This is a genomic window from Paracoccus tibetensis (genome assembly GCF_900102505.1).
Lineage (GTDB): Bacteria > Pseudomonadota > Alphaproteobacteria > Rhodobacterales > Rhodobacteraceae > Paracoccus > Paracoccus tibetensis.
The window spans coordinates 264,742-289,451 of the sequence record NZ_FMVT01000003.1 but is presented as its reverse complement, the minus strand read 5'-3'; the positions used below and the strand labels follow the sequence as shown (position 1 = coordinate 289,451).

General features: G+C 70.6%; 21 protein-coding genes and 1 tRNA gene. 9 read left to right on the top strand and 13 right to left on the bottom strand.

Translation table 11 applies throughout. The features are described 5' to 3' along the window. Positions 1-22 precede the first annotated feature (22 nt). On the top strand, positions 23-2,860 hold the full coding sequence (gene gcvP, locus BLP73_RS05865; RefSeq protein ID WP_090741232.1) for an aminomethyl-transferring glycine dehydrogenase: 2,838 nt from the start codon (positions 23-25) through the stop codon (positions 2,858-2,860). A 33-nt stretch (positions 2,861-2,893) separates the two neighbouring features. On the opposite strand, the gene dapB is transcribed toward gcvP, so the two are convergent. Further along, complete coding sequence (dapB, locus tag BLP73_RS05860) at positions 2,894-3,703, bottom strand: 4-hydroxy-tetrahydrodipicolinate reductase (protein WP_090741471.1); 810 nt, start codon at positions 3,701-3,703, stop codon at positions 2,894-2,896. 96 nt (positions 3,704-3,799) lie between these two features. On the opposite strand from dapB, the gene rbfA reads away from it, so the two are divergent. The 3 genes from rbfA to truB are packed head-to-tail and all read left to right on the top strand — an operon-like array spanning position 3,800 to position 5,979. After that, entirely contained in the window at positions 3,800-4,261 is a 462-nt protein-coding gene (gene rbfA, locus BLP73_RS05855; RefSeq protein ID WP_090741230.1) for a 30S ribosome-binding factor RbfA, read from the top strand. A 5-nt stretch (positions 4,262-4,266) separates the two neighbouring features. Next, entirely contained in the window at positions 4,267-5,025 is a 759-nt protein-coding gene (locus tag BLP73_RS05850) for a phosphodiester glycosidase family protein (protein WP_090741228.1), read from the top strand. A 60-nt stretch (positions 5,026-5,085) separates the two neighbouring features. Next, complete coding sequence (gene truB / locus BLP73_RS05845; protein ID WP_090741225.1) at positions 5,086-5,979, top strand: tRNA pseudouridine(55) synthase TruB; 894 nt, start codon at positions 5,086-5,088, stop codon at positions 5,977-5,979. A gap of 64 nt (positions 5,980-6,043) precedes the next feature. Here the strand turns inward: truB and BLP73_RS05840 are convergent, their stop codons facing one another. The 3 genes from BLP73_RS05840 to BLP73_RS05830 all read right to left on the bottom strand — a co-directional run bounded on the left by BLP73_RS05840 (position 6,044) and on the right by BLP73_RS05830 (position 8,667). Continuing rightward, positions 6,044-6,853 carry a C40 family peptidase gene (locus BLP73_RS05840; RefSeq protein WP_090741223.1) on the bottom strand — a complete coding sequence of 270 codons (810 nt, stop codon included), beginning with the start codon at positions 6,851-6,853 and terminating at the stop codon, positions 6,044-6,046. A 2-nt stretch (positions 6,854-6,855) separates the two neighbouring features. Further along, a complete protein-coding gene (locus BLP73_RS05835) occupies positions 6,856-8,223 on the bottom strand; it encodes a leucyl aminopeptidase family protein (protein ID WP_090741222.1) in 1,368 nt (455 codons plus the stop codon). Positions 8,224-8,289: 66 nt separating this feature from the next. Continuing rightward, positions 8,290-8,667: a hypothetical protein gene (locus tag BLP73_RS05830; protein ID WP_245686562.1), complete on the bottom strand. Its 378-nt coding sequence runs from the start codon at positions 8,665-8,667 to the stop codon at positions 8,290-8,292. A gap of 140 nt (positions 8,668-8,807) precedes the next feature. Here BLP73_RS05830 and BLP73_RS05825 point away from each other — a divergent pair, with 140 nt between their 5' ends. Continuing rightward, positions 8,808-9,455 (top strand): carbonic anhydrase, encoded by a 648-nt coding sequence (locus BLP73_RS05825; RefSeq protein ID WP_090741219.1) that lies wholly within the window; start codon positions 8,808-8,810, stop codon positions 9,453-9,455. Between the two features lie 52 nt (positions 9,456-9,507). On the opposite strand, the gene BLP73_RS05820 is transcribed toward BLP73_RS05825, so the two are convergent. The 5 genes from BLP73_RS05820 to BLP73_RS05800 form a co-directional block, all read right to left on the bottom strand. Next, positions 9,508-10,530 carry an aspartate-semialdehyde dehydrogenase gene (locus BLP73_RS05820; RefSeq protein WP_090741217.1) on the bottom strand — a complete coding sequence of 341 codons (1,023 nt, stop codon included), beginning with the start codon at positions 10,528-10,530 and terminating at the stop codon, positions 9,508-9,510. A gap of 208 nt (positions 10,531-10,738) precedes the next feature. Further along, a complete protein-coding gene (locus BLP73_RS05815; RefSeq protein WP_090741215.1) occupies positions 10,739-11,356 on the bottom strand; it encodes a glycosyltransferase family 29 protein in 618 nt (205 codons plus the stop codon). Continuing rightward, positions 11,353-12,396, bottom strand: coding sequence for a glycosyltransferase family 4 protein (locus BLP73_RS05810; RefSeq protein WP_090741212.1), 1,044 nt, complete (start codon positions 12,394-12,396; stop codon positions 11,353-11,355). Before BLP73_RS05810 ends, BLP73_RS05815 begins: the two co-directional genes overlap by 4 nt. Beyond that, a complete protein-coding gene (locus BLP73_RS05805; RefSeq protein ID WP_090741210.1) occupies positions 12,389-13,579 on the bottom strand; it encodes an MFS transporter in 1,191 nt (396 codons plus the stop codon). The genes BLP73_RS05810 and BLP73_RS05805 overlap by 8 nt, the downstream gene beginning before the upstream one ends. A 78-nt stretch (positions 13,580-13,657) precedes the next feature. Beyond that, positions 13,658-14,197, bottom strand: coding sequence for a hypothetical protein (locus tag BLP73_RS05800; RefSeq protein ID WP_175453251.1), 540 nt, complete (start codon positions 14,195-14,197; stop codon positions 13,658-13,660). Positions 14,198-14,358: 161 nt separating this feature from the next. Here BLP73_RS05800 and leuB point away from each other — a divergent pair, with 161 nt between their 5' ends. The 3 genes from leuB (at position 14,359) to BLP73_RS05785 (ending at position 16,565) form a co-directional block, all read left to right on the top strand. Then, a complete protein-coding gene (gene leuB / locus BLP73_RS05795) occupies positions 14,359-15,483 on the top strand; it encodes a 3-isopropylmalate dehydrogenase (RefSeq protein ID WP_090741208.1) in 1,125 nt (374 codons plus the stop codon). A gap of 6 nt (positions 15,484-15,489) precedes the next feature. Further along, positions 15,490-16,440 carry a DMT family transporter gene (locus BLP73_RS05790; RefSeq protein WP_090741465.1) on the top strand — a complete coding sequence of 317 codons (951 nt, stop codon included), beginning with the start codon at positions 15,490-15,492 and terminating at the stop codon, positions 16,438-16,440. Between the two features lie 48 nt (positions 16,441-16,488). Further along, positions 16,489-16,565, top strand: a tRNA-Pro gene (locus BLP73_RS05785). 288 nt (positions 16,566-16,853) lie between these two features. Here BLP73_RS05785 and amaB read toward each other — a convergent pair. The 4 genes from amaB to hpbA form a co-directional block, all read right to left on the bottom strand. Next, the gene (gene amaB, locus BLP73_RS05780; RefSeq protein ID WP_090741206.1) at positions 16,854-18,383 is read right to left on the bottom strand and encodes an L-piperidine-6-carboxylate dehydrogenase; all 1,530 of its coding nucleotides are present in this window, start codon (positions 18,381-18,383) and stop codon (positions 16,854-16,856) included. A gap of 220 nt (positions 18,384-18,603) precedes the next feature. Continuing rightward, the gene (locus BLP73_RS05775; protein WP_090741203.1) at positions 18,604-19,881 is read right to left on the bottom strand and encodes an NAD(P)/FAD-dependent oxidoreductase; all 1,278 of its coding nucleotides are present in this window, start codon (positions 19,879-19,881) and stop codon (positions 18,604-18,606) included. A 148-nt stretch (positions 19,882-20,029) separates the two neighbouring features. Next, positions 20,030-21,679, bottom strand: coding sequence for a BCCT family transporter (locus BLP73_RS05770; RefSeq protein WP_090741201.1), 1,650 nt, complete (start codon positions 21,677-21,679; stop codon positions 20,030-20,032). Between the two features lie 201 nt (positions 21,680-21,880). After that, positions 21,881-23,917, bottom strand: coding sequence for an N-methyl-L-proline N-demethylase HpbA (gene hpbA / locus BLP73_RS05765; protein ID WP_090741199.1), 2,037 nt, complete (start codon positions 23,915-23,917; stop codon positions 21,881-21,883). A 143-nt stretch (positions 23,918-24,060) separates the two neighbouring features. On the opposite strand from hpbA, the gene BLP73_RS05760 reads away from it, so the two are divergent. Beyond that, the gene (locus BLP73_RS05760; RefSeq protein ID WP_090741197.1) at positions 24,061-24,690 is read left to right on the top strand and encodes a TetR/AcrR family transcriptional regulator; all 630 of its coding nucleotides are present in this window, start codon (positions 24,061-24,063) and stop codon (positions 24,688-24,690) included. The last annotated feature ends 20 nt before the right edge of the window (positions 24,691-24,710 follow it).

Below are 24,710 nucleotides of genomic sequence, written 5' to 3'. Positions count from 1 at the left end.
ATGCGCCCCGCGAGGAGGCGCGATGGGCCGCTGGAACCCGACCGACTACAACCCCGACGACTTCGCCAACCGGCGCCATATCGGCCCGTCTCCGGCCGAGATGGAGGAGATGCTGAGGGCGGTGGGGGCGGACAGCCTCGAGGCGCTGATCGAGCAGACGGTGCCGGCGGCGATCCGGCAGGCGGACCGGCTGGACTGGCCGGCCCTGTCCGAGGCGGGGCTGCTGGCGCGGATGGGCGAGGTCGCGGCGAAGAACCGGGTGATGATCTCGCTGATCGGGCAGGGTTACTACGGAACCGTCACGCCGCCGGCGATCCAGCGCAACATCCTGGAGAACCCGGCCTGGTATACGGCCTATACCCCCTACCAGCCCGAGATCGCGCAGGGACGGCTGGAGGCCTTGCTGAACTACCAGACGATGGTGGCGGACCTGACCGGGCTGCCGGTGGCGAACGCCTCGCTTCTGGACGAGGCGACGGCGGCGGCCGAGGCGATGGCCATGGCGCGGCGGCAGGCGAAGTCGAAGGCCGATGCGTTCTTCGTCGCCCATGACCTGCACCCGCAGACCATCGCGGTGATCGAGACGCGGGCGGCGCCCCTGGGCATCCGGATCGTGAAGGGGTCCATCGACACGCTGAAGGCGGAGGAGGTCTTCGGGGCGATCTTCCAGTATCCGGGCACCTACGGCCATGTCCGCGACCTGACGCCCGAGATCGAGGCGCTGCATGCCTCGGGCGCGCTGGCCGTGGTGGCGACGGACCTGCTGGCCTTGTGCCTTCTGAAGGAGCCGGGGGCGATGGGGGCGGACATCGCCGTGGGTTCGGCGCAGCGCTTCGGCGTGCCGATGGGCTATGGCGGCCCGCACGCGGCCTTCATGTCCTGCCGCGATGCGCTGAAGCGGGCGATGCCGGGGCGGATCGTGGGCGTCTCGGTGGATGCGGCGGGAAACCAGGCTTATCGCCTCGCGCTTCAGACGCGCGAGCAGCATATCCGGCGCGAAAAGGCGACCTCGAACGTCTGCACGGCGCAGGCGTTGCTGGCGGTGATGGCGTCGTTCTATGCCGTCTTTCATGGCCCGGTGGGGCTGCGGGCCATCGCGCAGCGGGTGCATCTGCACGCGGTGACCACCGCGGACGCCTTGCGGGCGGCGGGGGCCGAAGTGGCGCCCGAGGCCTTCTTCGACACGATCACGGTGAAGGTCGGAGTCGGTCAGAAGGGCATTCTGGCGGCCGCGCGGCATCAGGGGATCAACCTGCGGCCCGTGGGGCGCGACCGCGTGGGGATCAGCGTGGACGAGACGACCGATGCGGGCGTCATCACGCGGCTGCTGGAGGCGTTCGGCATCACCGAGGGAGCCGAGGCGGCCACCACGCCCGCCATCCCCGACGATCTGCTGCGCGAGAGCGACTACCTGACCCATCCGGTCTTCCACATGAACCGCGCCGAATCCGAGATGATGCGCTACATGCGGCGGCTTTCGGACCGGGATTTGGCGCTGGACCGCGCGATGATCCCGCTCGGCTCCTGCACGATGAAGCTGAACGCGGCGGCCGAGATGATGCCGATCACCTGGCCAGAGTTCGGCGCGCTGCATCCTTTCGCGCCGGCCGACCAGGCGGCGGGTTATCATGAGGCGATCGCGGACCTGACCCAGAAGCTCTGCCGGATCACCGGCTATGACGCCTTCTCGATGCAGCCGAACAGCGGGGCGCAGGGGGAGTATGCCGGGCTGATGACGATTGCCGCCTATCACCGCTCGCGCGGGGAGGAGCGGGACGTCTGCCTGATCCCGGTCAGCGCGCATGGCACGAACCCGGCCACCGCGCAGATGTGCGGGATGAAGGTCGTGGTGGTGAAGTCGGCGCCGAACGGGGACATCGATCTTGAGGATTTCGCGGACAAGGCGGCGAAGGCCGGCGACCGGCTGGCTGCGGCGATGATCACCTATCCCTCGACGCATGGCGTCTTCGAGGACACTGTGCGGCAGGTCTGCGAGATCACGCATGAGCATGGCGGGCAGGTCTATATCGACGGCGCGAACATGAACGCGCTGGTCGGCCTCGTGAAGCCGGGAGAGATCGGGGGCGATGTCAGCCACCTGAACCTGCACAAGACCTTCGCCATCCCGCATGGCGGCGGCGGGCCGGGCATGGGGCCGATCGGGGTCAAGGCGCATCTGGCGCCGTTCTTGCCGGGGGTGCCGCAGGAGGGCGGCGAGGGGGCCGTGTCGGCGGCGCCCTACGGGTCGGCCTCGATCCTGCTGATCTCGTGGGCCTATTGCCTGATGATGGGTGGCGAGGGGCTGACGCAGGCGACGCGGGTCGCGATCCTGAACGCCAACTACATCGCGGCGCGTCTGGCGGGGGCTTATCCGATCCTCTTCATGGGGAACCGCGGCCGGGTGGCGCATGAATGCATCATCGACACACGCCCCTTCGCCGAGCATGGGGTGACGGTTGACGACATTGCCAAGCGGCTGATCGACAACGGCTTCCACGCGCCGACGATGAGTTGGCCGGTCAGCGGCACCTTGATGGTCGAGCCGACGGAAAGCGAGACCAAGGCCGAGATCGACCGCTTCATCACCGCGCTGCTGGCGATCCGGGACGAGATCACCGACGTCGCCGAGGGGCGGATCGCGGCCGAGCAGAGCCCGCTGCGCCACGCCCCGCACACCGTCGAGGACCTGGTGCGCGATTGGGACCGCCCCTACACGCGCGAGCAGGGCTGTTTCCCGGCAGGCGCCTTCCGGGTCGACAAGTACTGGCCGCCGGTCGGGCGGGTGGACAATGCCTACGGCGACCGGAACCTCGTCTGCACCTGCCCGCCGCTCGAGGCCTATGCCGAGGCCGCCGAGTAAGGAAGAAGGCCGGGCGTCGCGCCCGGCCTTGTCTCAAAGTCCCAGCACGTCGGCCATGTCGTATTCGCCCGGCCCCTTGTCCTGGCCCCAGAGGGCGGCGCGCAGGGCGCCGCGGGCGAAGATCGCGCGGTCGGTGGCGAGGTGGCGCAGCACGATCCGCTCGCCCGCGCCTGCAAAGATCACGTCATGCTCGCCCACCACGTCGCCGCCGCGGATGGCCGAGAAGCCGATGCTGCCGGCTTGCCGCGCGCCTGTGATCCCCTCGCGGGCCGGCGTCCGCAGGTCCGCGAGCGTCGCGCCCCGGCCCTCGGCGGCGGCCTCGCCCAGCATCAGCGCGGTGCCCGAGGGGGCGTCGACCTTGTGGCGGTGATGGGCCTCGACCACCTCGATGTCCCAGTCCTCGCCGAGCGCGGCGGCGACGCGGCGGGTCAGGCCGACAAGAAGATTGACGCCGAGGCTCATGTTCCCGGCCCGGATGATCGGGGCGTGGCGCGCGGCGGCCTTGAGCGCGGCCAGATGCGTCTCGTCAAGGCCGGTCGTGCCGATGACATGGACGGCGCGGGCCTGGGCGGTCAGCTCGGCCAGGGCCAGCGTCGCCTCGGGCGCGGTGAAGTCGATCACCGCCTGCGCCTGCGCGATGGCCGTCACCGCGTCGTCCGTCACCGGAACGCCCGCCTCGGGCGCGCCGACGCAGGCCCCGGCGTCGCGGCCGATCCAAAGATGGCCCGGCCGCTCCAGCGCGCCCACGAGGCGCAGCCCGCCCTCCTCCAGCACCAGGCGGATCAGCATCTGGCCCATGCGCCCGGAGGCGCCGGCGATGACCACACCCGGCCGCTGCGGCATGTCGCTGCTTTGAAGATCGCTCATCACCCACCCCTGCTGGCCTTGCCGCGTCATATCCCGTTGCGGCGCGGGCCGCGACCCCCTACATCGGGCGACATGGCACAGAACCGCAATTCCCAAGGCTCCGGCCCCTCGCAGCGCCAGCTTCGCGTGGGCGAGCTGATCCGCCGCACCCTGTCCGACGTGCTGCTGCGCGGCGACGTCCACGACCCCGAGCTGAACCGCCACTCGATCACGGTGGGCGAGGTGCGGACCTCGACCGACCTGAAGGTGGCCACGGCCTTCGTCCTGCCGCTCGGCGGTCAAGGCGCGGAAGAGGCGCTGGCAGCGCTGCGCCGCAACACGCCCGAGCTGCGCCACCATGTCGCCAAGGCGATGACGCTGAAATACGCGCCGCAGCTGCGCTTCCAGCTGGACGAGACCTTCGACCGGCTGGACCACACCCGCCGCCTGTTCGAGAACGAGCAGGTCCGCCGCGACGTTGCAGCGGGCGAGGATGCCGAGGACGGCGCGCAAGACGGGGCGCAGCGCGAGGACCGGGACGACGATGGCCGGTGACGACGATGGCAGGTGACTGGGGCTGCCGGCTCGGGGTGATCCTGGGCGCGCTGGTGGCGCTGGCCCTGCCCGCCGCTGCCGCCGCCTGCGAGCGGGTCCAGCATGACGGGCAGGGCTATGTCCTCTGCGAGGTCGAGGCCGCGCAGGAGCCGGCGCTGCGGCTGTGGATGGACGGCAGCGACGGCGTGCCCCTGCGGAACTTCAACAACGTGCGCCGGATGCTGGACGAGGGCGAGGCTCTGGGCTTCGCGATGAACGCAGGCATGTTCCATCCGGGCTTCCGGCCGGTCGGCCTTCTGGTCATCGACGGGCAGGAGCTGTCGCCCATCGTCACCGGCGGCAGCCGCGACAATTTCGGGATGCTGCCGAACGGCGTCTTCTGCACCGGCGGCGACCGGCCCTTCCAGGTGGTCGAGAGCCGCAGCTTCGCGGCGACGCGCCCGGATTGCCGCCTTGCGACGCAGTCCGGCCCCATGCTGGTGATCGAGGGCGAGCTGCATCCGCGCTTCCTGCCCGATTCGACCAGCCGCTACATCCGTAACGGCGTCGGCGTCTCGCCGGACGGGCAGACGGCCTGGTTCGCCATCTCGGACCGGCCGGTGACCTTCCACGAGTTCGGCCGCTTCTTCCGCGACGGTCTGGGCGTGCGCGAGGCGCTCTATTTCGACGGCTCGATCTCGCGGCTCTACGCGCCGTCGGTCGGGCGGGCGGATTTCGGCCGCAGCATGGGCCCGATCATCGGGCTGGTCGGCCAGGGCGGCTGAGTGTTGACCCGGCCGGGCGGCGCCGCTATGCCGCCGCTTTCCTGAAGATAAAGGTGCGACATGGGCCGCAAGAAGGGTCGCGACATCAACGGCTGGCTGATCGTCGACAAGCCGGCGGGCGTCACCTCGACGGCCGTGGTCGCCAAGGTCCGGTGGGCGCTGGACGCGAAGAAGGCCGGCCATGCCGGCACGCTGGACCCGGATGCGACGGGGGTGCTGGCCGTGGCGCTCGGCGAGGCGACGAAGACCGTGCCGATCGTGACCAACGCGCTGAAATGCTACGACTTCAAGGTGACCTGGGGCGCCGAGACGAGCACCGACGACGCCTCGGGCGAGGTCGTCCGGACCTCCGAGCTGCGCCCGACCGCCGCCGCCATCGAAGCGGCGCTGGCGGGCTTCACCGGCGAGATCATGCAGGTGCCGCCCGCCTTCTCGGCCGTCAAGGTCGACGGCGAGCGCGCCTATGACCTGGCGCGCGAGGGGGTCGAGATGGAGCTGGCGGCCCGCCCGCTCTGGGTCGACAGCCTGAAGCTGCTCGAGACGGGCGAGGGATGGGCGCGGCTGGAGATGGTCTGCGGCAAGGGCGGCTACGTGCGCTCGATCGCGCGGGATCTCGGGCGCGAGCTGGGCTGCCTCGGCCATGTCGCGCATCTGCGCCGGACCTGGTCCGGGCCCTTCGAGGCGGCCGACGGGGTCGAGTTCGCCCGCGTGGATCGGGAGGCGCAGGACTGGCTGGAGGCGCAGCTGAAGCCGCTGGAGACGGGGCTTGCCGACCTGCCGATGCTGCGCGCGACGCCGGAAGGGGCGATCCGCATCCGCAACGGCAATCCGGGCGAGGTGACCACCGGCGCCGATTGGGGCGAGCTGGTCTGGGTCGCGGACGCGGCGGGGCCGGTCTGCATCGGCCGTTACCAGGGCGGAACGGTCCAGCCGGAGCGGGTCTTCAACCTCTAGCAGAAGGGGCGCTGCCCCCGCCGCCTGACGGCGACTCCCCCGGGATATTTGGGCACAGAAGATGTCAGGGGCGGTGCGCGCCGAGGAACGGCCCCTCGCCGGCGGCCTCGATGCGCGCGATGGCGTCCGGGATCGGCTCCCAGATGACCGCCATGGCGAAGGCGGTGGCGTGGATCATCAGCGTTTCCGAGGCGGCGAGCGCGACATGGCCGGGCCAGAACAGCAGATCGCCGCGCCGGATCGTCGGGGTCGCGGGGAAGGCGGCGCGCTGCAGATCGCTGTCGCCGGGGCAGGCCTTGCCGCAGGCGGTGAGCGCCGCCTGCACGAGGCCCGAGCAGTCGATGCCGGACCGGCTGTTGCCGCCCCAGAGATAGGGCGTGCCGAGCAGGCTTTCCGCCACGGCGACCGGGTCCGTGGCGGGCGCGTCCGAGATGTGCTGGAGCGGCACATGGCCGCCGGTCGCCAGGCTGGCGAAGCGGCCCGAGATGGCCGTGACGGCGAGGCGCGCGCCGAGCGAGAGGCTGGCGATCTCGGGCTGCTTCATGTCCGGCGCGGGGTAGAGATGCGTCGCCGGGGCGCTGACGCGGTGGGTGATGGCGGGGCGCTCGGCGCTCAGCGCGGCGCTTTGCACCCATCCGCAATAGCCGTCGGGGGCGGCCTCGATGAAGCTGTGGGCGCCGCGCGTCTCGATCACGGTGACCTCGGCGCCGAAGAGCAGCTGGCGGTCGCGGCGGCCGTCGGGCGCGGTCAGGAGATCGGCCAGCGGCACCGCGAGCCGCGCGAGATGGCCGGCGGTGAAGGCGGGGCGGTCGATCAGGCCGCGCAGGCGCTCGTGCGCGACGCGGTCGGTGGCGGGGGTGAGGCGGCGGTCCATCGTCAAGGCAGGATCCGCGGCAGCGCGGCCAGGATCGCGCGGGCGCCCTGCCCGACGCCGCCCTTGGGCCGGCCGGGCGCGGCGGCCGGCTGCCAGCCGTAGATGTCGAGATGGGCGTAGCGCGCGGCGCCCTGGGCAAAGCGGCGCAGGAAGAGGGCGGCGGTAATGGAGCCTGCCATGCCGCCCGCGGGGGCGTTGTCGAGATCGGCGATGGCGGGTTCGATCTGCGGCTCGTAGGGCTGCCAGAAGGGCATCCGCCAGAGCGGGTCGGCGACGCGCATTGCGGCCTCCTGCAGGGCGGCCGCGGTCGGCTCGTCGTCGCAGTAGAAGGGCGGGATGTCGGGGCCGAGCGCCACGCGGGCCGCGCCGGTCAGCGTCGCCAGCGAGATCATCAGCTCAGGCGCCTCCTCGGCGGCCAAGGCCATCGCGTCGGCCAGGACCAGCCGCCCCTCGGCATCGGTGTTGTTCACCTCGACGCTCAAGCCCTTGCGGCTGGTCAACACGTCGCCCGGCCGGAAGGCGTTGCCGGCCACGCTGTTCTCGACCGCCGGGATCAGGACGCGGAGGCGCAGCCCCTTGGCCGCGCCGGTGTCCGCCAGCATCGCCAGAAGCCCGAGCGCGGTCGCGGCGCCGCCCATGTCCTTCTTCATCAGCGCCATCGATGCGCCAGGCTTGAGGTTCAGCCCGCCTGTGTCGAAGCAGACCCCCTTGCCGACGATCGCCAGCAGCGCGCCCTCGTCCCCGAGGCGGATGTCGATCAGGCGCGGAGCCTCGGCCGCGGCGCGGCCGACCGCGTGGATCAGCGGCAGGTTCTGCTGGAGCAGCGCCTCGCCGGTCGTGACCTCGATCCGGGCGCCGATGCGGTCCGCCAGCGTCCGGGCGGCCGCTTCCAGCTGCGCGGGGCCCATGTCGCTGGCCGGCGTGTTGATCAGGTCGCGGGTCAGGAACTCGGCGCGGGCGATGGCCAGCAGGCGGTCCGCATCCGCCCCCTCGGGGCAGACGAGGTGCGGGCCGTCGCTCGGCCCGCCCTTGTAGCGGGTGAAGCGGTACTGGCCGAAGAGCCAGCCGAGCGCGGCCTCGTCCGGATCGAGCCCCTCCGGAAGGGCGGCGAGGCGCCAATCGCCCTTCGGCAGCGCCTGCGCGCGGGCGAGCGCGAAGCGGCTGCGCCCAGCCTCGCTGCGCGCACCAAGGCCCATGATCGCGCCCGACAGCGCGCCCGCCCCGTCCGGCAGCAGGCAGATCTCGCCCGGCTTGGCCGAAAAGCCGCATTGCGCGGGCCAGTCGCCGGCCTCGGGCGGCAGCGCGTCGTCCTTCCAGACCAGCCAGAGCGGGCGGGCGCTGTCCGAGGCTGCGGCGAATTCAGGCGTCATGTCCGGGCTCCGTCAGATGCCCGCGCAGCCTACAAGCTGCGACGGCGCCCGCAAGCCCGGCCGGGCTCAGTTGATGCCGGGCCCTTCCCAGATCTCGGTCAGCGAGCGGTTGCCGACGCGCATCAGCCGGGCCCGGATCGCCGCGATGGCGGGCTCGTCCCCACGCTCGATGCAGCTGCCGAGGTCCATGGCGACGCCGGCCAGCGACAGGAGCCCGATCTGCCAGGCGAGCCGCGACATCCGCTCGGCATGGCCGCAGGCGGCGGCGCGGTCATTCTCGCGCAGCGCCTGCTCGACCGCGCCCAGGGCCGCCGCCAGCTGTTCGAGCGCCAGGCCGATGACGTGCTGCGCCGGCCCCTCGCCCAGTTCGGAAATGATGTCCCCCACGCGTCGACCATCGACGCGAACGGGCTCGGATACGGCCAGGGCCGTGACTTGTGCCATTTGCACCTCCAACATTTGTGTCCCCACACGAGGGCGAAGATGCGCGAGGCGGGTGAAAAAAGGCTTGAGGGCGGGGTGAAGAAAAGGCTCGAATTTGCGGCAATGACGGCCTAACACCTGCGGCAACAGGAGGTATACGCATGTACGAACTGGCTCCGCTGCCGCAATACCTGGTCAAGCGCTACCAGGGCTGGAAGGCGACCTCGCATTCCGAGAACCGCGCCTGGTACCGCCGCTTGGCGCTGGAGGGACAGCGGCCGCGGGCGATGGTGATCTCGTGCTGCGACAGCCGGGTGCATGTGACCAGCCTCTTCGGAGCGGATTCGGGCGAGTTCTTCATCCATCGCAACATCGCGAGCCTCGTGCCGCCCTACGCGCCGGACGGGCTGCAGCACGGGACCTCGGCCGCGATCGAGTTCGCGGTCACGGCGCTGAAGGTCGCGCATCTGATCGTGATGGGCCACACGCTCTGCGGCGGGGTGCAGGGCTGCCACGCGATGTGTTCGGGCCATGCGCCCGAACTGGAGGAGCAGACCAGCTTCGTCGGGCGCTGGATGGACATCCTGCGGCCGGGCTACGAGCGGGTGAAGGACCTGCCCGTGGAAGAGCAGGTGAGCGCGCTCGAGCGCGAGGCGGTGCTGGTCTCGATCCGCAACCTGATGACCTTTCCCTTCGTCGAGAAGGCGGTCGAGTCGGGTGATCTGTCGCTGCACGGGGTGGTCCATGACATCACCGAGGGCACGCTGCTGCAGGCCGAGGAACGCGGCGCGCGGTGGGTGACGCTGTAGGGCCATGAAAAAAGGCGGCCCGAGGGCCGCCTTTTAGCAAGTCTCTGGCCGATCAGCCTTTCTTGAGGACGCGGTTGCCCAGAAGCTCGGCGATCTGGACGGCGTTGAGGGCCGCGCCTTTGCGCAGGTTGTCGCTGACGCACCACAGGTTCAACCCGTTCTCGACCGTGGAATCCTGGCGGATGCGGCTGATGAAGGTCGCGAAATCGCCCACGCATTCGACGGGCGTCGTGTAGCCGCCGGGCTCGCGCTTGTCGACGACCATGACGCCCGGCGCCTCGCGCAGGATGTCGCGGGCCTCGTCCTCGTCGAGGAAATCCTCGAACTCGATGTTGATCGACTCGGAATGGCCGACGAAGACCGGCACGCGCACGCAGGTCGCGGTGACCTTGATCGAGGGGTCGATGATTTTCTTGGTTTCGACCACCATCTTCCATTCCTCCTTGGTCGTGCCGTCTTCCATGAAGACGTCGATCTGGGGAATGACGTTGAAGGCGATTTGCTTCTGGAACTTCTTGGCCGGCTTCTCCTGACCGGGGACATACATGCCCTTGGTCTGGTCCCAAAGCTCGTCCATGCCTTCCTTGCCGGCGCCGCTAACCGATTGATAGGTTGAGACAACCACGCGCTTGATGCGGGCACGGTCGTGCAGCGGCTTCAGCGCCACCACCATCTGCGCGGTCGAGCAGTTGGGGTTCGCGATGATCATCTTGTTCTTGTAGTCGTGGATCGCCTCGGGGTTCACCTCGGGCACGATCAGCGGGATCTGCGGGTCGTAGCGGTAGAGCGACGAGTTGTCGATCACGACGCAGCCGGCCTTGGCGGCGCGGGGGGCGTGGATCTTGGTCGCGTCCGAGCCGATGGCGAAGAGGGCGATGTCCCATTCGGCAAAGTCGAACTGCTCGATGTCCTGGATCTTCAGCGTTCTGTCGCCGAAGCTGACCTCGGTTCCCTGGCTGCGGCGCGAGGCCAGAACGGCGATCTCGTCCACCGGGAACTGGCGCTCGTCCAGGATATTCAGCATTTCGCGGCCCACATTGCCCGTGGCGCCGGCGACGACGACTTTGTAGCCCATCCGGGGGGACTCCTTTTCCTGCGGTCGGGCGCGTTTACCGCATAGCCGCCCGCAACGCCAGCGCGCGTTGCGCAGGTGCACCGCGGGGCGGCGGCGGGCGGGCCGGCGCGCCCGGGCCAGCATCTGCTGGAAAAACGGCCGCACCGGCCATGCACGGGCAGTGCACCGCGCGTGCACCGGATGTGCACCGCTTGCGCACGTTGCGCCCTCAGCGCTGCCAGACGAGGCGCGGATCGCGCGCGAGGAGTTCCTGCACCCATGCGGCCTCGGCGCCGAAGTCATGCGGCACGTCCGCGGCGGCGCGGCGGCCCGAGAGCGAAAGGCTGGCGAAGAAGTCGAAGCCGTAGAGCGTCAGCGACGCCAGCGGCGCCCTGAGGCAGAGATCGATCAGCATCGCGCCGGTGGTGGGTGGCGCGCCGAGCTGCGCGCCCAGGGCGGCGATGTCGGGCAGCGGGTGGAGGTAGAAGCCGGGACCGCGCGCCGTCTGCCAGTCCAGCCGCTTGCGCTTGGGCGACATCCACAGGATGCGGCCGGGACCGAGGCGGGCGCGGTCGGCCGGCGGCAGGCTGGTCGCAAGGCCCAGCCAGTCGGTGCGGGTGCCGTGGCTTTGCGCGCCCGGCATGGGCGCGCGGTTGATGCGGATCACCAAGTCGGCGGCGTCGATCCGGGCGCCGTGCCGCGCCTCGCCCAGCGCGCGGGCATTGCCGACCAGCGCGACATGGCGGCCGGCAAGCGCCGCCAGCAGCTCTGCCTGCGGAACGGACAGCGCGGCCAGCGGCGCCTCGCGCCGCAGCGTGCGCGCGAGAAGGAAGCCGGCGCGGTTCATGCCAGAAGGCGGCGGTAGAGGGCGACCAGCGCCTCGGCCTCGCCCTCGATGGCGTGGCTGGCCGCCACATGGGCGCGGGCGGCGCGGCCGGCCTCGGCGCGGGCGGGGGCGTCGTCAAGCCAATGGGCGAGGGCGGCGGTCAGGGCGGGGGCGTCCCCGGGGGGGATCAGTGTGCCGGTCGTGCCGTCCTTGATGAGCGTCTCGTAGGCGCCGACGCGGGCGGCGACGGTGGGGACGCCGCAGGCCATCGCCTCAAGCGGGGTGAGGCCGAAGCCCTCCCAGCGGGCGGGGGCGGCGAAGAGGTCGAGCGCTTGGTAGTGGCGAACGACCTCGCTCCAGGGCAGCTCGCCGAGGAAGCGGATGCGGGCGTCGAGGCCGGCGGCGGCGATCTTGGCGAGTTGCTCGTCGGCGAAGGTGCGTTGGTCCGGGGTGATGCGGCCGGTCATCAGGATCTGGACCTTGGGGCGGCTGCGCAAGAGGACGAGGCCGGCCTCGACCAGCAGGTCGATGCCCTTCTGGGCGCGGATGCGGCCGAAGCAGCCGATGAGGATGGCATCCGGGTCGAGGCCCAGCTCGCGCCGGAGGGCCGCGCGATCGGGCGGCGGGTGGAAGATGGTGGTGTCGACGCCGTGCAGGATCACCTCGGCCGGGCGGTCGAGGTAGGAGGCGGCCTGCGGCGAGGTGGCGACTAGCGCGTCCTGCTGCCCGATCAGCCAGCGGGTGAAGCCGGTGTGGCGGCGCTGCGCGGCTGAGGTGAAGAGCAGCTTGTAGCGCCGCCGCAGGACATGGCGGAAGAACAGTCCCAGTGCCATCTCGGTGTTGCGGCGGGCGTGCCAGACGCGCCAGCGGGTGCGCGGCAGGCGCGCGGCGCGCAGCAGCGGGATGTGCGGAACCTCGGGCGGCAGGCCGGGGCCGGTCGCGGCGATGGGGATCATCCGCGCCTGGATGGGGATCAGCCGCACGACGGTCGCCGTCACGCCCGACAGGCGGCGCTTGAGGTTCGGGGCGACGACCAGCGGATCGGCGAGGGCTTCAGGCATGTTTCGCCTCGGGCGTGCGGAAGTAGAGAACGAGGCCGATCACCAGCGGGATCAGGAAGAACAGCCACAGCATCGCATAGGCCTGCGGCGCGGGATAGGCGGACTGGCTGGCCTCAAAGACAGGGCGCGAGGCGAACTGCATCGCGCCGACCCCGCCGATCGAGAACATGTTGAGGAAGGTGACGCCGCGCCCCACCAGATGCGGCGGCAGGAAGGACCGGCCATGCGCCATCAGCAGCGGATAGGCCGCGCCCGACAGGCCGACCAGCGCCAGCAGCAGCGTCGCCGTCCCGAGCGAGGGCTGCGGAATCAGCCACATGGCGGCGAGAACGGCGCAGGTCGCGGCGGTGAAGATCAGGATGGTGCGGCGCAGCCCGCCCAGAAGCCGCGCGGCCGGGCCGACGAGGAAGTTGCCGACGACCATCGCAAGGCCCATCGCCAGCGCGACATTGCCGATGGTGCGGGCGTCGGCGTCCAGCACGTCGGCCAGCCACGGCCCCGCCCAGAGGCCGCGGATCGCGCCCGAGGCCGCGTAGTTCACGGCGAAGAGCGGCAGGATGAACCACAGGGCCCTGAGGCGCAGGATCTCGGAAAAGGTGCCTTGGGGACTGTCCGCCGAGAGGCGGTCGGGGTCGCGGACCGTGCCGCCGATCAGCGCGGCGACGGCAAGGGTGATGACGGCGAGGCCCCACATGGTCGGGCGCCAGCCGAAGGCCTCGGCCGCGCCCACCAGGGGCGCCGCGCCCAGGATGTTGCCGAGCGAGCCGAAGCCCACCACGGCACCCGCCAGCGTGCCGAAGCGCGCGGCCGGGTAGTTGCGCGCGATGATGTAGTAGGAGCCCATCAGCGCCGGCGCGCAGCCGATCCCCAGAAGACTGAGCGAGAGGTGCAGGTGCCAGGGCTGGCTGGCCAGCGCGAAGACGGCCGCGCCCCCTGCCCCGCCGAGCGCCAGCATCCAGGCGACGGTGCGGCGGGGGCCGAAGCGGTCGAGCCAGCCGCCGACGGGAATCTGCATGAGCGCGAAGGCGATGAACCACAGGCCCGAGGACAGCGCCAGATCGCCCGGGCTCGCGCCGATGTCGGCCTGCAGCACGGGGGCCATGACGGCCAGGAAGGCGCGGTAGAACTGGCTGAGCACATAGGCCAGCACGAGGCTGACGATTCCGGCCGAGACTGCGGGCATTCATGGACCTCCGTTCCCGCCGCGCAAGCTGCGACAGCGGAGCGGAAGCTGCAAGACGTGCAAATTCCCGGCAGGCGGTTATTCGGCCGGGGCCTCGGGCTCGGCGGCGTCCGGGGCGTCGGCCTCGGCTGCGGGATCGGCCGCGGCATCAGTGGCAGCGCCCTCTGCGGCGGCCTCCTCGGCCAGCTCGGCGGCGGGGCGGGTGTCGCCGCCCATCGCGACCAGCCGCTCGACCAGGGAGGCGACCTGGGGGCCGTGGGTCTCGCAGGCGCCGCTCTCGTCCAGGAGGTTGTAGGCGGGGCGGAAGAACTCGCGGTCATAGGCCAGGGGATCGAGGCCGAGCCGCGCGGTCAGCGCGTCCGAGGTGCCGTTCAGCAGCTGCCACTCGCCATCCGTCGCCTCCCACGCGGGGCAGTTGTCGCTGATGACGTTGGCCTCGGCCACCTGGCGCGTCAGGTCGCGCGCCTCCTCCTCGGACAGGGTCGAGACGTCGGGCAGCGGGACGACCAGCCGGTCGCCGGGAACCGCGCCCGCATCCTGCGCCATCGCGGCGGGTGCCGCCGTCATCAGCGCCAGCGCCGCCAGCGCGCCCTTCGCATTCGCCTGCCAGGTCTTCATCGGGTTCTCCCTAAGCTCGCTTGGCTGCATATCGGGCCGCAGCCTCGCCCCGCCCGGCGCCCGGCGCAAGGCAAACCCTCGTGAGCGGGCCGGCTTGACCCTTCGGCAGGCGGCGTCTAACCCGAAAGGCGCGCCTGCGGCGGCGCCGACAAGGAGGGTTCATGTCAGACCGTTACTCGCTTCTCATCCTGCCCGGCGACGGGATCGGCCCCGAGGTCATGGCCGAGGTCGTCAAGGTGATCGACTGGCTCGGCGCCCATCGCGGCATGGCCTTCGACGTCACGCAGGACCTGGTCGGCGGGGCGGCCTACGACGCCCATGGCGTGCCCCTGACGGACGCGACCATGGCGAAGGCACAGGCGGTGGACGCGGTGCTGCTGGGCGCCGTGGGCGGGCCGAAATACGACGTCCTCGACTTCGCCGTGAAGCCCGAGCGCGGGCTGCTGCGGCTGAGGAAGGAGCTGGACCTCTTCGCGAACCTGCGCCCGGCGCAGTGCTTCGACGCGCTGGCCGACTTCTCGTCCCTGAAGCGCGAGGTCGTCGCCGGCCTCGACATCCTGATCGTGCGCGAGCTGACCTCGGGCGTCTATTTCGGCGAGCCGCGGGGCATTCACGCGGACGACAACGGCGACAACGAGGGCGGCCGCGTGGGGATCAACACCCAGCGCTACACCAGCGGAGAGATCCGGCGCGTGGCGCGCTCGGCCTTCGAGCTGGCGAAGAAGCGCCGCGGCAAGGTCTGCTCGATGGAGAAGGCCAACGTGATGGAATCGGGCATCCTCTGGCGCGAGGAGACCCAGTGGGTCCATGACAACGAGTTCCCCGATGTCGAGCTGACCCACATGTATGCCGACAACGGGCTGATGCAGCTGGTCCGCCAGCCGCGCCAGTTCGACGTGATCCTGACCGACAACCTCTTCGGCGACCTGCTGTCCGACGCGGCCGCGATGCTGACCGGAAGCCTCGGGATGCTGCCCTCGGCCAGCCTCGGCGCGCCGATGGCGAATGGCCGGCCGCGCGCGATGTACGAGCCGGTGCATGGCTCGGCCCCCGACATCGCGGGTCAGGGAAAGGCCAACCCTATCGCCTGCATCCTCAGCTTCGCGATGGCGCTGCGCTATTCCTTCGGCGAGGGCGCGGCCGCCGACGCGCTGGAGGCCGCGGTCGAGCGGGTGCTGGCCGAGGGCGTGCGCACCGCCGACCTGATGGGGCCGGATGGGGGCACGCCCGTCAGCACCGCGGAGATGGGCGACAGGATCGTCGCCGCGCTGGCGGCGGAGGCCTGATTGGCCCTGACCGGCAACGTCAAGGGCGCGCTCCTGCAACTGGCCGGGATGGGCCTTTACGCGACGCATGACGTGATCATCAAGGCGCTGGGCGAAACCTACCCGGCGCTGCAGATCCTGTTCTTCGCCTCGCTCCTGTCCTTCCCGCTGGTGGTGGTGGTGCTGATGCGCGACCCCCAGCCCGGCACGCTGCGCCCCAGCAACTTCGGCTGGGTGATCCTGCGGACCGTCTGCGCGGTCATCGCCGGCATGGGGGGCTTTTACGCCTTCTCGACCCTGCCCCTGGCGCAGGTCTACGCGATCCTCTTCACCACGCCGCTCTTGATCACCATCCTCTCGATCCCGCTTCTGGGCGAGAAGGTGGGGCTGCACCGCTGGGCCGCGGTGATCGTCGGCCTGTCGGGCGTGCTGATCGTCCTGCGCCCCGGCGGACAGGAGCTTCAGCCCGGCCACCTGGCGGCAATGGCGGGCGCCGTCGCCAGCGCCATGGCGGCGGTCATCATCCGCCGCCTCGGCCGGCGCGAGCGCCCGATGGTGCTGCTGATGTGGCCGATGCTGGGCAACTTCCTGGCCACCGGCGCGGCGCTGTCGCTGGCCTACGAGCCGATGGCCCTGGCCGACCTGGCTCTGACGGGGGTGATCGCGACGCTCGGCCTCGGCGGGGCGGTACTGGTGATCCAGGCCTACCGGACGGGCGAGGCGGCGATCGTGGCGCCGATGCAGTATTCCCAGATCCTCTGGGCGATGGCCTATGGCTGGTTCCTCTTCGGCGAGGCGCTGGACCTGCCGACGGCGATCGGCGCGGGGATCATCATCGGCTCGGGCATCTACATCGTCTGGCGCGAGAGCCGCGGCGTCTCGGCAAACCGCCCCGCCACCACGGCGCGGCTGCGGGCCGAGACTGTGACGGCGCCCAAATCGGCGGTGCTGCAAAGATTGTGGCCGCACCGCCGCTGACGGGGCTTGCATCCGCCAGGCGCATCCGCTACCTGCCCGTCCTACGGTCGGAGCGTAGCGCAGCCTGGTAGCGCACCTGCTTCGGGAGCAGGGGGTCGGAGGTTCGAATCCTCTCGCTCCGACCAGATGATCCGTCCTGGATCGCCTCGATAGTCGCCATTCCTGGGCACTATCCCCCTTCATCGAAAACTCAAACATCCCGCATTCACGCGCGACGATCACTGTACGGCCCGCGGTCGGCAAGGCAGCGACGGCAAGAGCCTTGGCTTTGCCCCCGCCGTCACCTCGCCTGGCGACAGTCGCGCCCAGTCTCGCGGCGGAACCTGTCCCGGATCGCCCGCTTCATCGCGGGGCGAGGGCGCTGCCGCGCGCCCTGCCCCGCAGGATATGGCCGGGCGTCTCGACCGGCGCCCTCAGATGTCGAAGACGACGCCCTGCGCCAGCGGCAGATCGCGCGAGTAGTTGATCGTGTTGGTGGCGCGGCGCATGTAGGCCTTCCACGCGTCCGAGCCGCTTTCGCGCCCGCCGCCGGTCTCCTTCTCGCCGCCGAAGGCGCCGCCGATCTCGGCGCCCGAGGTGCCGATGTTGACGTTGGCGATGCCGCAGTCCGAGCCCGACGCCGACAGGAACGCCTCGCTCTCGCGCAGGTCGGTCGTAAAGATGGACGAGGAGAGGCCCGCGCCGACCGCGTTGTGCTGCTCGATCACGCTTCCGAAGTCGCTGTAGCGCATGACGTAGAGGATCGGCGCGAAGGTCTCCTCCAGCACGGGTCCGGTCTGCGCGGGCATCTCGACCAGCGCGGGCTTGACGTAGAAGGCCGCCTCGGGCGCGGCGTCGGTGACGCGGGCGCCGCCATGGACGGTGCCGCCCGCGGCCTTGGCGGCCTCCAGCGCCGCCTGCATCGCCGCGAAGGCCTGGCCGTCCACCAGCGGGCCGACCAGCGCCCGCGAGGTCAGCGGGTTGCCGACCGAGACCGAGCCGTAGGCCTTGATCAGCCGGGGGACCAGCTGGTCGTAGACGCCGTCATGCACGAAGAGCCGCCGCATCGTGGTGCAGCGCTGCCCGGCCGTGCCCATCGCGCCGAAGGCGATGGCCCGCAGCGCCATGTCCAGATCGGCCGAAGGGCAAACGATGCCCGCGTTGTTGCCGCCCAGCTCGAGGATCGAGCGGCCGAAGCGCGCCGCCACGCGCGGGCCGACCTGCCGGCCCATCCGGGTCGAGCCGGTGGCCGAGACGAGGGCCACGCGCGGATCGTCCACCAGCGCCTCGCCGGTCTCGCGGCCGCCGATGACGACCTGGCTCAGCGCCGCGGGCGCGTCGCCGAAGCGGGCGATCGCCCGGTCGAGGATCGCCTGGCAGGCGAGCGCGGTCAGCGGGGTCTTCTCGGAGGGCTTCCAGACGACGGGGTTACCGCAGACCAGCGCCAGCGCCGTGTTCCACGACCAGACCGCGACGGGGAAGTTGAAGGCCGAGATGACGCCGACGACGCCGAGCGGATGCCAGGTTTCCATCATCCGGTGGCCGGGACGCTCGGTCGCGATGGTCAGCCCGTAGAGCTGGCGCGACAGGCCGACGGCGAAATCGCAGATGTCGATCATCTCCTGCACCTCGCCGGCGCCCTCGGACGGGCTCTTGCCCGCCTCGATGGACACCAGGCGGCCGAGATCGTCCTTGGCCGCGCGCAGCTCCTCGCCCAGAAGGCGCACCAGCTCGCCCCGGCGCGGGGCCGGCACGTTGCGCCAGCTGCGGAAGGCCGCCGCGGCGCGGTCGATGGCCGCGGTCACCTCGGCGGCGGAATGTTCGGCAAGGGCGGCGATCTGCTCGCCCGTCACGGGCGAGAAGCTGGCCATGCTGCCGCCGTCCAGCGCGGCGGTGTCGGCGCCGAGGCGGTCAAGAACGGTGCGGGCGGCGGTCTTCAGGTCCATGTCGCGGGCGTCAATCATCGGGTCGTTCCTTTCGTTTCGTTCGGGGCGGCGCGCATGCCGGCGGGCGCGGCTTTTCGGGTCGGCATCACGTCCCGCCTGATCTTTCCATCGGTCTGGCTCATCCGCATACAGCATGACGTTCGGAATGAAACGCGCGCGATGCGGACGCGCGCGCCTCGGACCCGGTCGCCGCGGCCTTCCGAGGGTGGAGCGGCACCCAGGTCGGCCGCAGGCGGGACTAGCGGCGCGCGTCGATCAGGTGAAAGGCCTGCGCCCCCGCCTCGTACCAGGCGCTTCGCAACCCGCGCAGCTGGACGGGCTTCGGGACAGAGGGGCGCAGGGGCAGCGCGGCATTCGCGCCCATGAGCCAGCCGGCCAGCGCGCGGCCGAAGGCGGTGCCGGGCGCGATGCCCCGGCCGTTATAGCCGCAGAAGCTGACGACGCCCTCGGCCAGCTGGTGGAAGCGGGGCAGGCTGTCGGCGGTCATGCCGATGTTGCCGAACCATTCGGCCGCGAAGTCGACGGGGCCGAGCTGGGGGAAGATCCGTTTCAGCGCCCGCCGCGCCCAGGCCCGGTGGACCGCCTGCCCGCCATGGCGCAGCGCGCCGACCGAGCCGAAGACCAGCCGGTTTTCACGGTCCAACCGGAACGAGGTCAGCACCTCGCGCGTGTCCCAGGCACCCTCGCGGCCCGGCAGGATCATGCGCGCGATTTCCCCAGGCAGGGGCGCGGTGGCGAGGTTGAAATAGGGAAGGAAGACCTGCTGGGTCAGGATCTGGGGCATCAGGTGCCGGGTGTAGGCGTCGGTCGCGAAGACGACCTGCCGCGCGATCACGGCGCCTTTCGGCGTCGCGACCCGCCACATCCCGTCCTGCGGCTGCATGGCGACGGCCGGCGATCCGGTGAAGATGCGGGCTCCGCACCCGATGGCGGCCCGCGCAAGGCCCCGCGCGTAGGCCAGCGGCTGGATCGTCCCCGCGCGGCTGTCGAAGAGCGCGCCGTGATAGCGAGGGCTTCCGACCCGCTGCGCCGTCGCCTCGGGGTCCAGCAGCGCGACCGGCGCGCCGCGCCGGGACCATTGCGCGTGGCGCTGGACCAGCTCAGCAAGGCCGGTCCTGTGCGCGGCGAGGTGCAGCGTGCCGGTCTGCGAGGCCTGGCAGTCGATCCGGTAGCGTTCGATGATCTCCCAGACATGGGCGGGTCCTTCGCCGAGGAAGGCGATCAGTCGCTCGCCGTCCTCGGCCCCCAGGGTCTGGACCAGACTGTCGGGCATCACCCACATGCCGGCGTTGACCAGACCGACATTGCGGCCCGCGCCGCCGAAGCCGATCTCGACCGCCTCGAGGAGGACAACATCGGCGCCGCACTCGGCCAAGTGCAGCGCGGTCGACAGGCCGGTATAGCCCCCGCCGATGACGAGGACCTCGGCGCGCGTTTCCTCGGCCAGCGCGGCGGTCCGGGGAGCTTCGGGGGCGCTCGTCTCCCATAGCCCGTGGCTTCGCGGATCGTTCTGCATCCCCCGGTCACCCTTCTCCAGCGGCCTTGCCCTGTCCTGCCCTGCCGGGCGGCGGCGCGCCAGCGATGTCGCGTCCTGATGTCATTCGCCTTGGGACTGTTGCCCGCGGAATCGGCGCAGCCCCGGCACGCGGGGCTGCGGCCTTCGCTCAGTTGATCGTGCCGACGGTGCGCGGCACGTCGGCCTGCTTGCGCAGGTTGTCCATGATGATCGCCTTGACCAGCGACAGCCCCATCAGCATCATCACGAAGGAGAAGGGCAGCGCCCCGACGATCATCGCCGTCTGGATGGCCGACAGGCCGCCCACGATCAGCAGGGCGCCGACGACCAGCGCCAGGGCCACGCCCCAGAACAGGATGTGCGGGCGCGCCTTCGGCCCCTCGTCGCCGGCCGCGTTGATCGTGTTGATGATGAGGACGGCCGAGTCGACCGACGTGACGAGGTAGGTCAACAGAAGCACCACGACCACGGCCGACATCAGGGTCGCCAGCCCGGCAGGCAGCATCACCGCCAGCGTCGCGTAAAGCTGGTCGGACAGGCCGGTGCCGACGATCGCGCCCTGCGCCTGGCCCGTCAGCTCAAGGCTGATCGCGGTGCCGCCGACCAGGGCGAACCAGGTGAAGCAGACCGCCGAGGGCACGATCATCGCGCCAAGGATGTATTCGCGGATCGTGCGGCCCTTGGAGATGCGGGCGAGGAACAGACCGACGAAGGGGGCGAAGGCGATCCACCAGGCCCAGTAGAAGATGGTCCAGCTGCCCTGCCAGGCGGCCAGTTCGTTCCCGCTTTCGGTGCCGTCAGCGCTCCAGACGGTGGTCAGCTTCCAGGGCAGCGTCGTCAGGTAGTCCCAGATGCCCACGAACAGCGCCTGCAGGCTGAACAGCGTCGCCCCGAAGATCAGGAAGAACAGCAGCACGAAGATGCTGAGGCCCGTGTTGATGTTCGAGAGCCACTTGATCCCGCGGCCGACGCCGGACATGGCCGACAGCGTGGAGGCGCCGACGATGACCACCAGCGCGGTGATGACCGCGGCGGCCGAGGCGGTGCTGTCGTCGTTCAGCAGCCAGGCGCCGCCGCTGACCCGCGCCACGCCGGCGACGAACTGCTCGACCCCGTAGCCGAGCGTCTGCGACACGCCCAGAACCGTCGCCACCACGGCCACGATGTCCACGACATGCCCGAGCGGCCCCTCGAGCCGTGAGCCGAAGAGCGATGTCAGCCCCGATCGGATCGTCAGCGGCAGGCCGCGGCGATACGAGAAATAGGCCAGCGCGAGGCCCGTCAGCGCGTAGCAGGCCCAGGGCGTCAGGCCCCAGTGGAGAAACGACCACTCATAGGCCGGACGCACCGTCTCGGCCGAGGAGCCCGCGATCAGGCCCTGGATCACGGCCGGGTTGGTCTGGAAATGCGAGATCGGCTCGCCGGTCGAGTAGGTCAGCATGCCCACCCCGACCCCTGCGCCGAACATCATCGAGAACCACGAGAAGTTGGTGAATTCGGGCCGGTCCTCCGGCTCGCCGAGGCGCATCCGCCTCGAGGCGGGGATCAGCGCCAGCAGCAGGCACAGCACCACGAAGAACGCGCTGGTCCAGACATACCAGTAGTTGAAGGTCGCCAGGATCGCCTCGTTGATCGCGTTCAGAAGGTTGCCCGCGTTCTGGGGGAAGGCGACGGCCCAGAAGATGAGCGCCCCGATGATGATCTTCCCCGACACGGCCACGGTGCGCGTGAAGCCATCGTAGAAGCCGCCGTCGGTGGTTGGGATGTCGAGTTGCGTCAGGGGTGGCTTCAGGTCCACACGACCCTCCTTGCGTTCAAACGTGGTTGCGGTGGTCTCGCGCGCCCGCATGCGGGCGCGACATCTTGGCCTCCTGGTGTCCCGCCGCCATGCACCCGGCCGGGGTCCGCATTTGTGCAGGCATTGGAACGTCCTTCTAACATTTATTTGATGGGGCCGGCCAGTGCTGCAGCCGCATGCCTGCCACCCGGCCGCCGCGCCTCAGAGATCCTTGACCAGCCGCAGGGCATCGAAGATGGCGGCATGGGTGTTGCGGGCCGCCACCGCGTCCCCGATCCGCCACAGCCGAAAGCCGGCCTCGGGCTGGCGGGACAGGCGCTGCGCGTCCCCCGCCACCAGGGCCTCGTAATCGACCTCGCCCAGGTTCCTCGACAGCGGCTTCAGCTCGAAATACAGATCGTCCAACGGGCGCGTGCCGTGGTTCACCACGACCTGATCGACCAGCCGCTGCCGCGTCATGTCGCCATAATCGCTGCCAAGCGTCGCCCGCAGCTGGTTGCCCTCGCGCACCACGGACATGAGCCGCCAGGTCACGGTGAAGGTCACGTCCCGCCGCTGGAGGCTGCGCATGTAGGGCACGAGGTTCATCGCCATGACCTCGGGCGCGAAGCTGCGGTCGGGGGTCGCGATCTCGACCGCCGCCCCCGTCGCGGCGATGAGATCGGCGGCCTGCAGCGCGGCATGATCGCCCGCGTCGTCGAAGATCAGGACGTTCGCGCCGGGCTTCACGTCGCCCGACAGGATGTCCCAGGCCGAGCAGACCAGCTCGTTCCCCTTTGCCAGCACCTCGGTATGGGGCAGCCCGCCGGTGGCGATGACGACCTCGTCGGGATCGCTCGCCAGGACGTCGCCTGCCTCGGCGAAGCGGTTGAAGTGGAAGGTGACGCCGTGCTTCTCGCACATCGCCATCCGCCAGGAGATGATCGAGATCATCTCGCGCCGCCGCTCCTGCTGGGCGGTCAGGCGGATCTGCCCGCCGGGCCGGTCGGCCGCCTCGAAGACGGTGACGCGGTGGCCGCGCTCGGCCGCGACGCGGGCGGCCTCCAGCCCCGCTGGACCGGCGCCGACGATGGTCACGCGGCGCGGCGCCGGCGCGGGCGGGATGTCGTGCGGCATCGTCTCCTCGCGCCCCGTGGCCGCGTTGTGCAGGCAGAAGGCCATGCCGCCCTGGTAGATGCGGTCCAGACAGTAGTTCGCGCCGACGCAGGGCCGGATGTCGTCCTCGCGCCCCTCGATCACCTTGCGGACCAGATGCGGGTCGGCCATGTGCGCCCGCGTCATCCCCACCATGTCCAGAAGGCCCGACGCGATGGCGTGGCGCGCCGTCGCCACGTCCGGGATCTTGGCGGCATGGAAGGTAGGAAAGCCCGTCGCGCGGCGGATCTGGCCGGCGAAGTCCAGATGCGGGGCGTTGCGCATTCCCTGCACGGGGATGACGTCGGTCAAGCCCGCATCCGTGTCGATATGGCCGCGCACCACGTTCAGGAAATCGACCAGCCCGCTGTCCTTGAGCATCTGCGAGACGCGGAAGCCCTCGTCCTCGGTCATGCCGCCGGGCAGGACCTGGTCGCCCGTGTAGCGCAGCCCGACGATGAAGTCCGGCCCGCAGCGCTCGCGGATCGCGCCCAGCACCTCCATCGTGAAGCGCAGCCGGTTCTGAAGGTCGCCGCCATAGGGCGCCTCGAGATCGTTGGTCAGGGGCGACCAGAACTGCTCGAGCAGGTGGCCGTAGGCCTCCAGCTCGATCCCGTCGACGCCGGCGGCCTTCATGCGCTCGGCGGCGTCGGCGAAGTCGGCCTTGATGCGGGCGATGTCCCAGTCCTCCAGCCGCTTGGGAAAGGCCCGGTGCGCGGCCTCGCGCTCGTGGCTGGGGGCCAGCACGGGCAGCCAGTCGCCCTTGTCCCACCGGGTGCGCCGGCCCAGGTGGGTCAGCTGGATCATCACCGCCGCCCCGTGGTCGTGGCACTCGTCCACCAGCTGCTTCATCCAGCCCACGACCTCGTCCTTCCAGGCGAGGATGTTGTTGAAGACCTGCGGGCTGTCGCGCGAGACCGCCGCCGAACCGGCGGTCATCGTCAGCGCGACCCCGGCCTTCGCCCGCTCGGCGTGATAGGCCCGGTAGCGCCCCTTGGGCATCCCGTCCTCGGGATAGGCGGGCTCGTGGCTGGTGATCATGATCCGGTTGCGGAGGGTCAGGTGCTTCAGTTGGAAGGGCTGCAAAAGCGGATCGTGCGCCATGAAGGTCTGCCTGTCTGTGGAACCTCGACCAGAAGACGAAGAATGTTCATACCTGTCAAGATAGACTTACGCGGCTGTCCAGAGACTCACCTCAGGCGCACATTTCCTTTGCGGCTGCTGGGCGTGCCGCCTATCGTTGCGGCATGACCGAACAATCCCTGCCCGCAAGCGGATGGCGAGGCTCCCGAGACGGCTGGCTGGAGGCGGGCTACACGGCCCTGATCGAGAGCGGCGTCGACGCCGTGAAGATCATGCCGCTCGCGCGGCAGCTGGGCCTGTCGCGGACCAGCTTCTACTGGTTCTTCGACGACCGCGAGGCGCTGCTGGCCGCGCTACTGGACGGATGGGCCGCCCGCACGACCGAGCCGCTGGTCGCGGCGACGCGCCACTATGCCGAGACGCAGGCCGAGGCGATGCTGAACGTGATCGGCTGCTTCCTGTCGAAGGACACGTTCGACTCGCGGCTTGAATTTGCGATCCGCAGCTGGGCGCTGCAGGATCAGGACGTGGCGCGCCGGGTGCAGGCGGCGGATGCCGCGCGGCTGTCGGCGCTGACGGCGATGATGCGGCACTGGGGGCACGAACCGGGCGAGGCCGATGTCCGGGCGCGGACGGTCTATCTTGTCCAGATCGGCTACATCTCGATGCAGGCGCGCGAGGACCTGAAAACCCGCCTCGCCCGCATCCCGACCTATGTCGAGATCTACACGGGCAGTCGCCCCGAGCCGCGCGAGATGGCGCGGTTCACGGCGCGCTTCCAGGGCACGGACTGACGCCGACGGCGGCCGGGCGC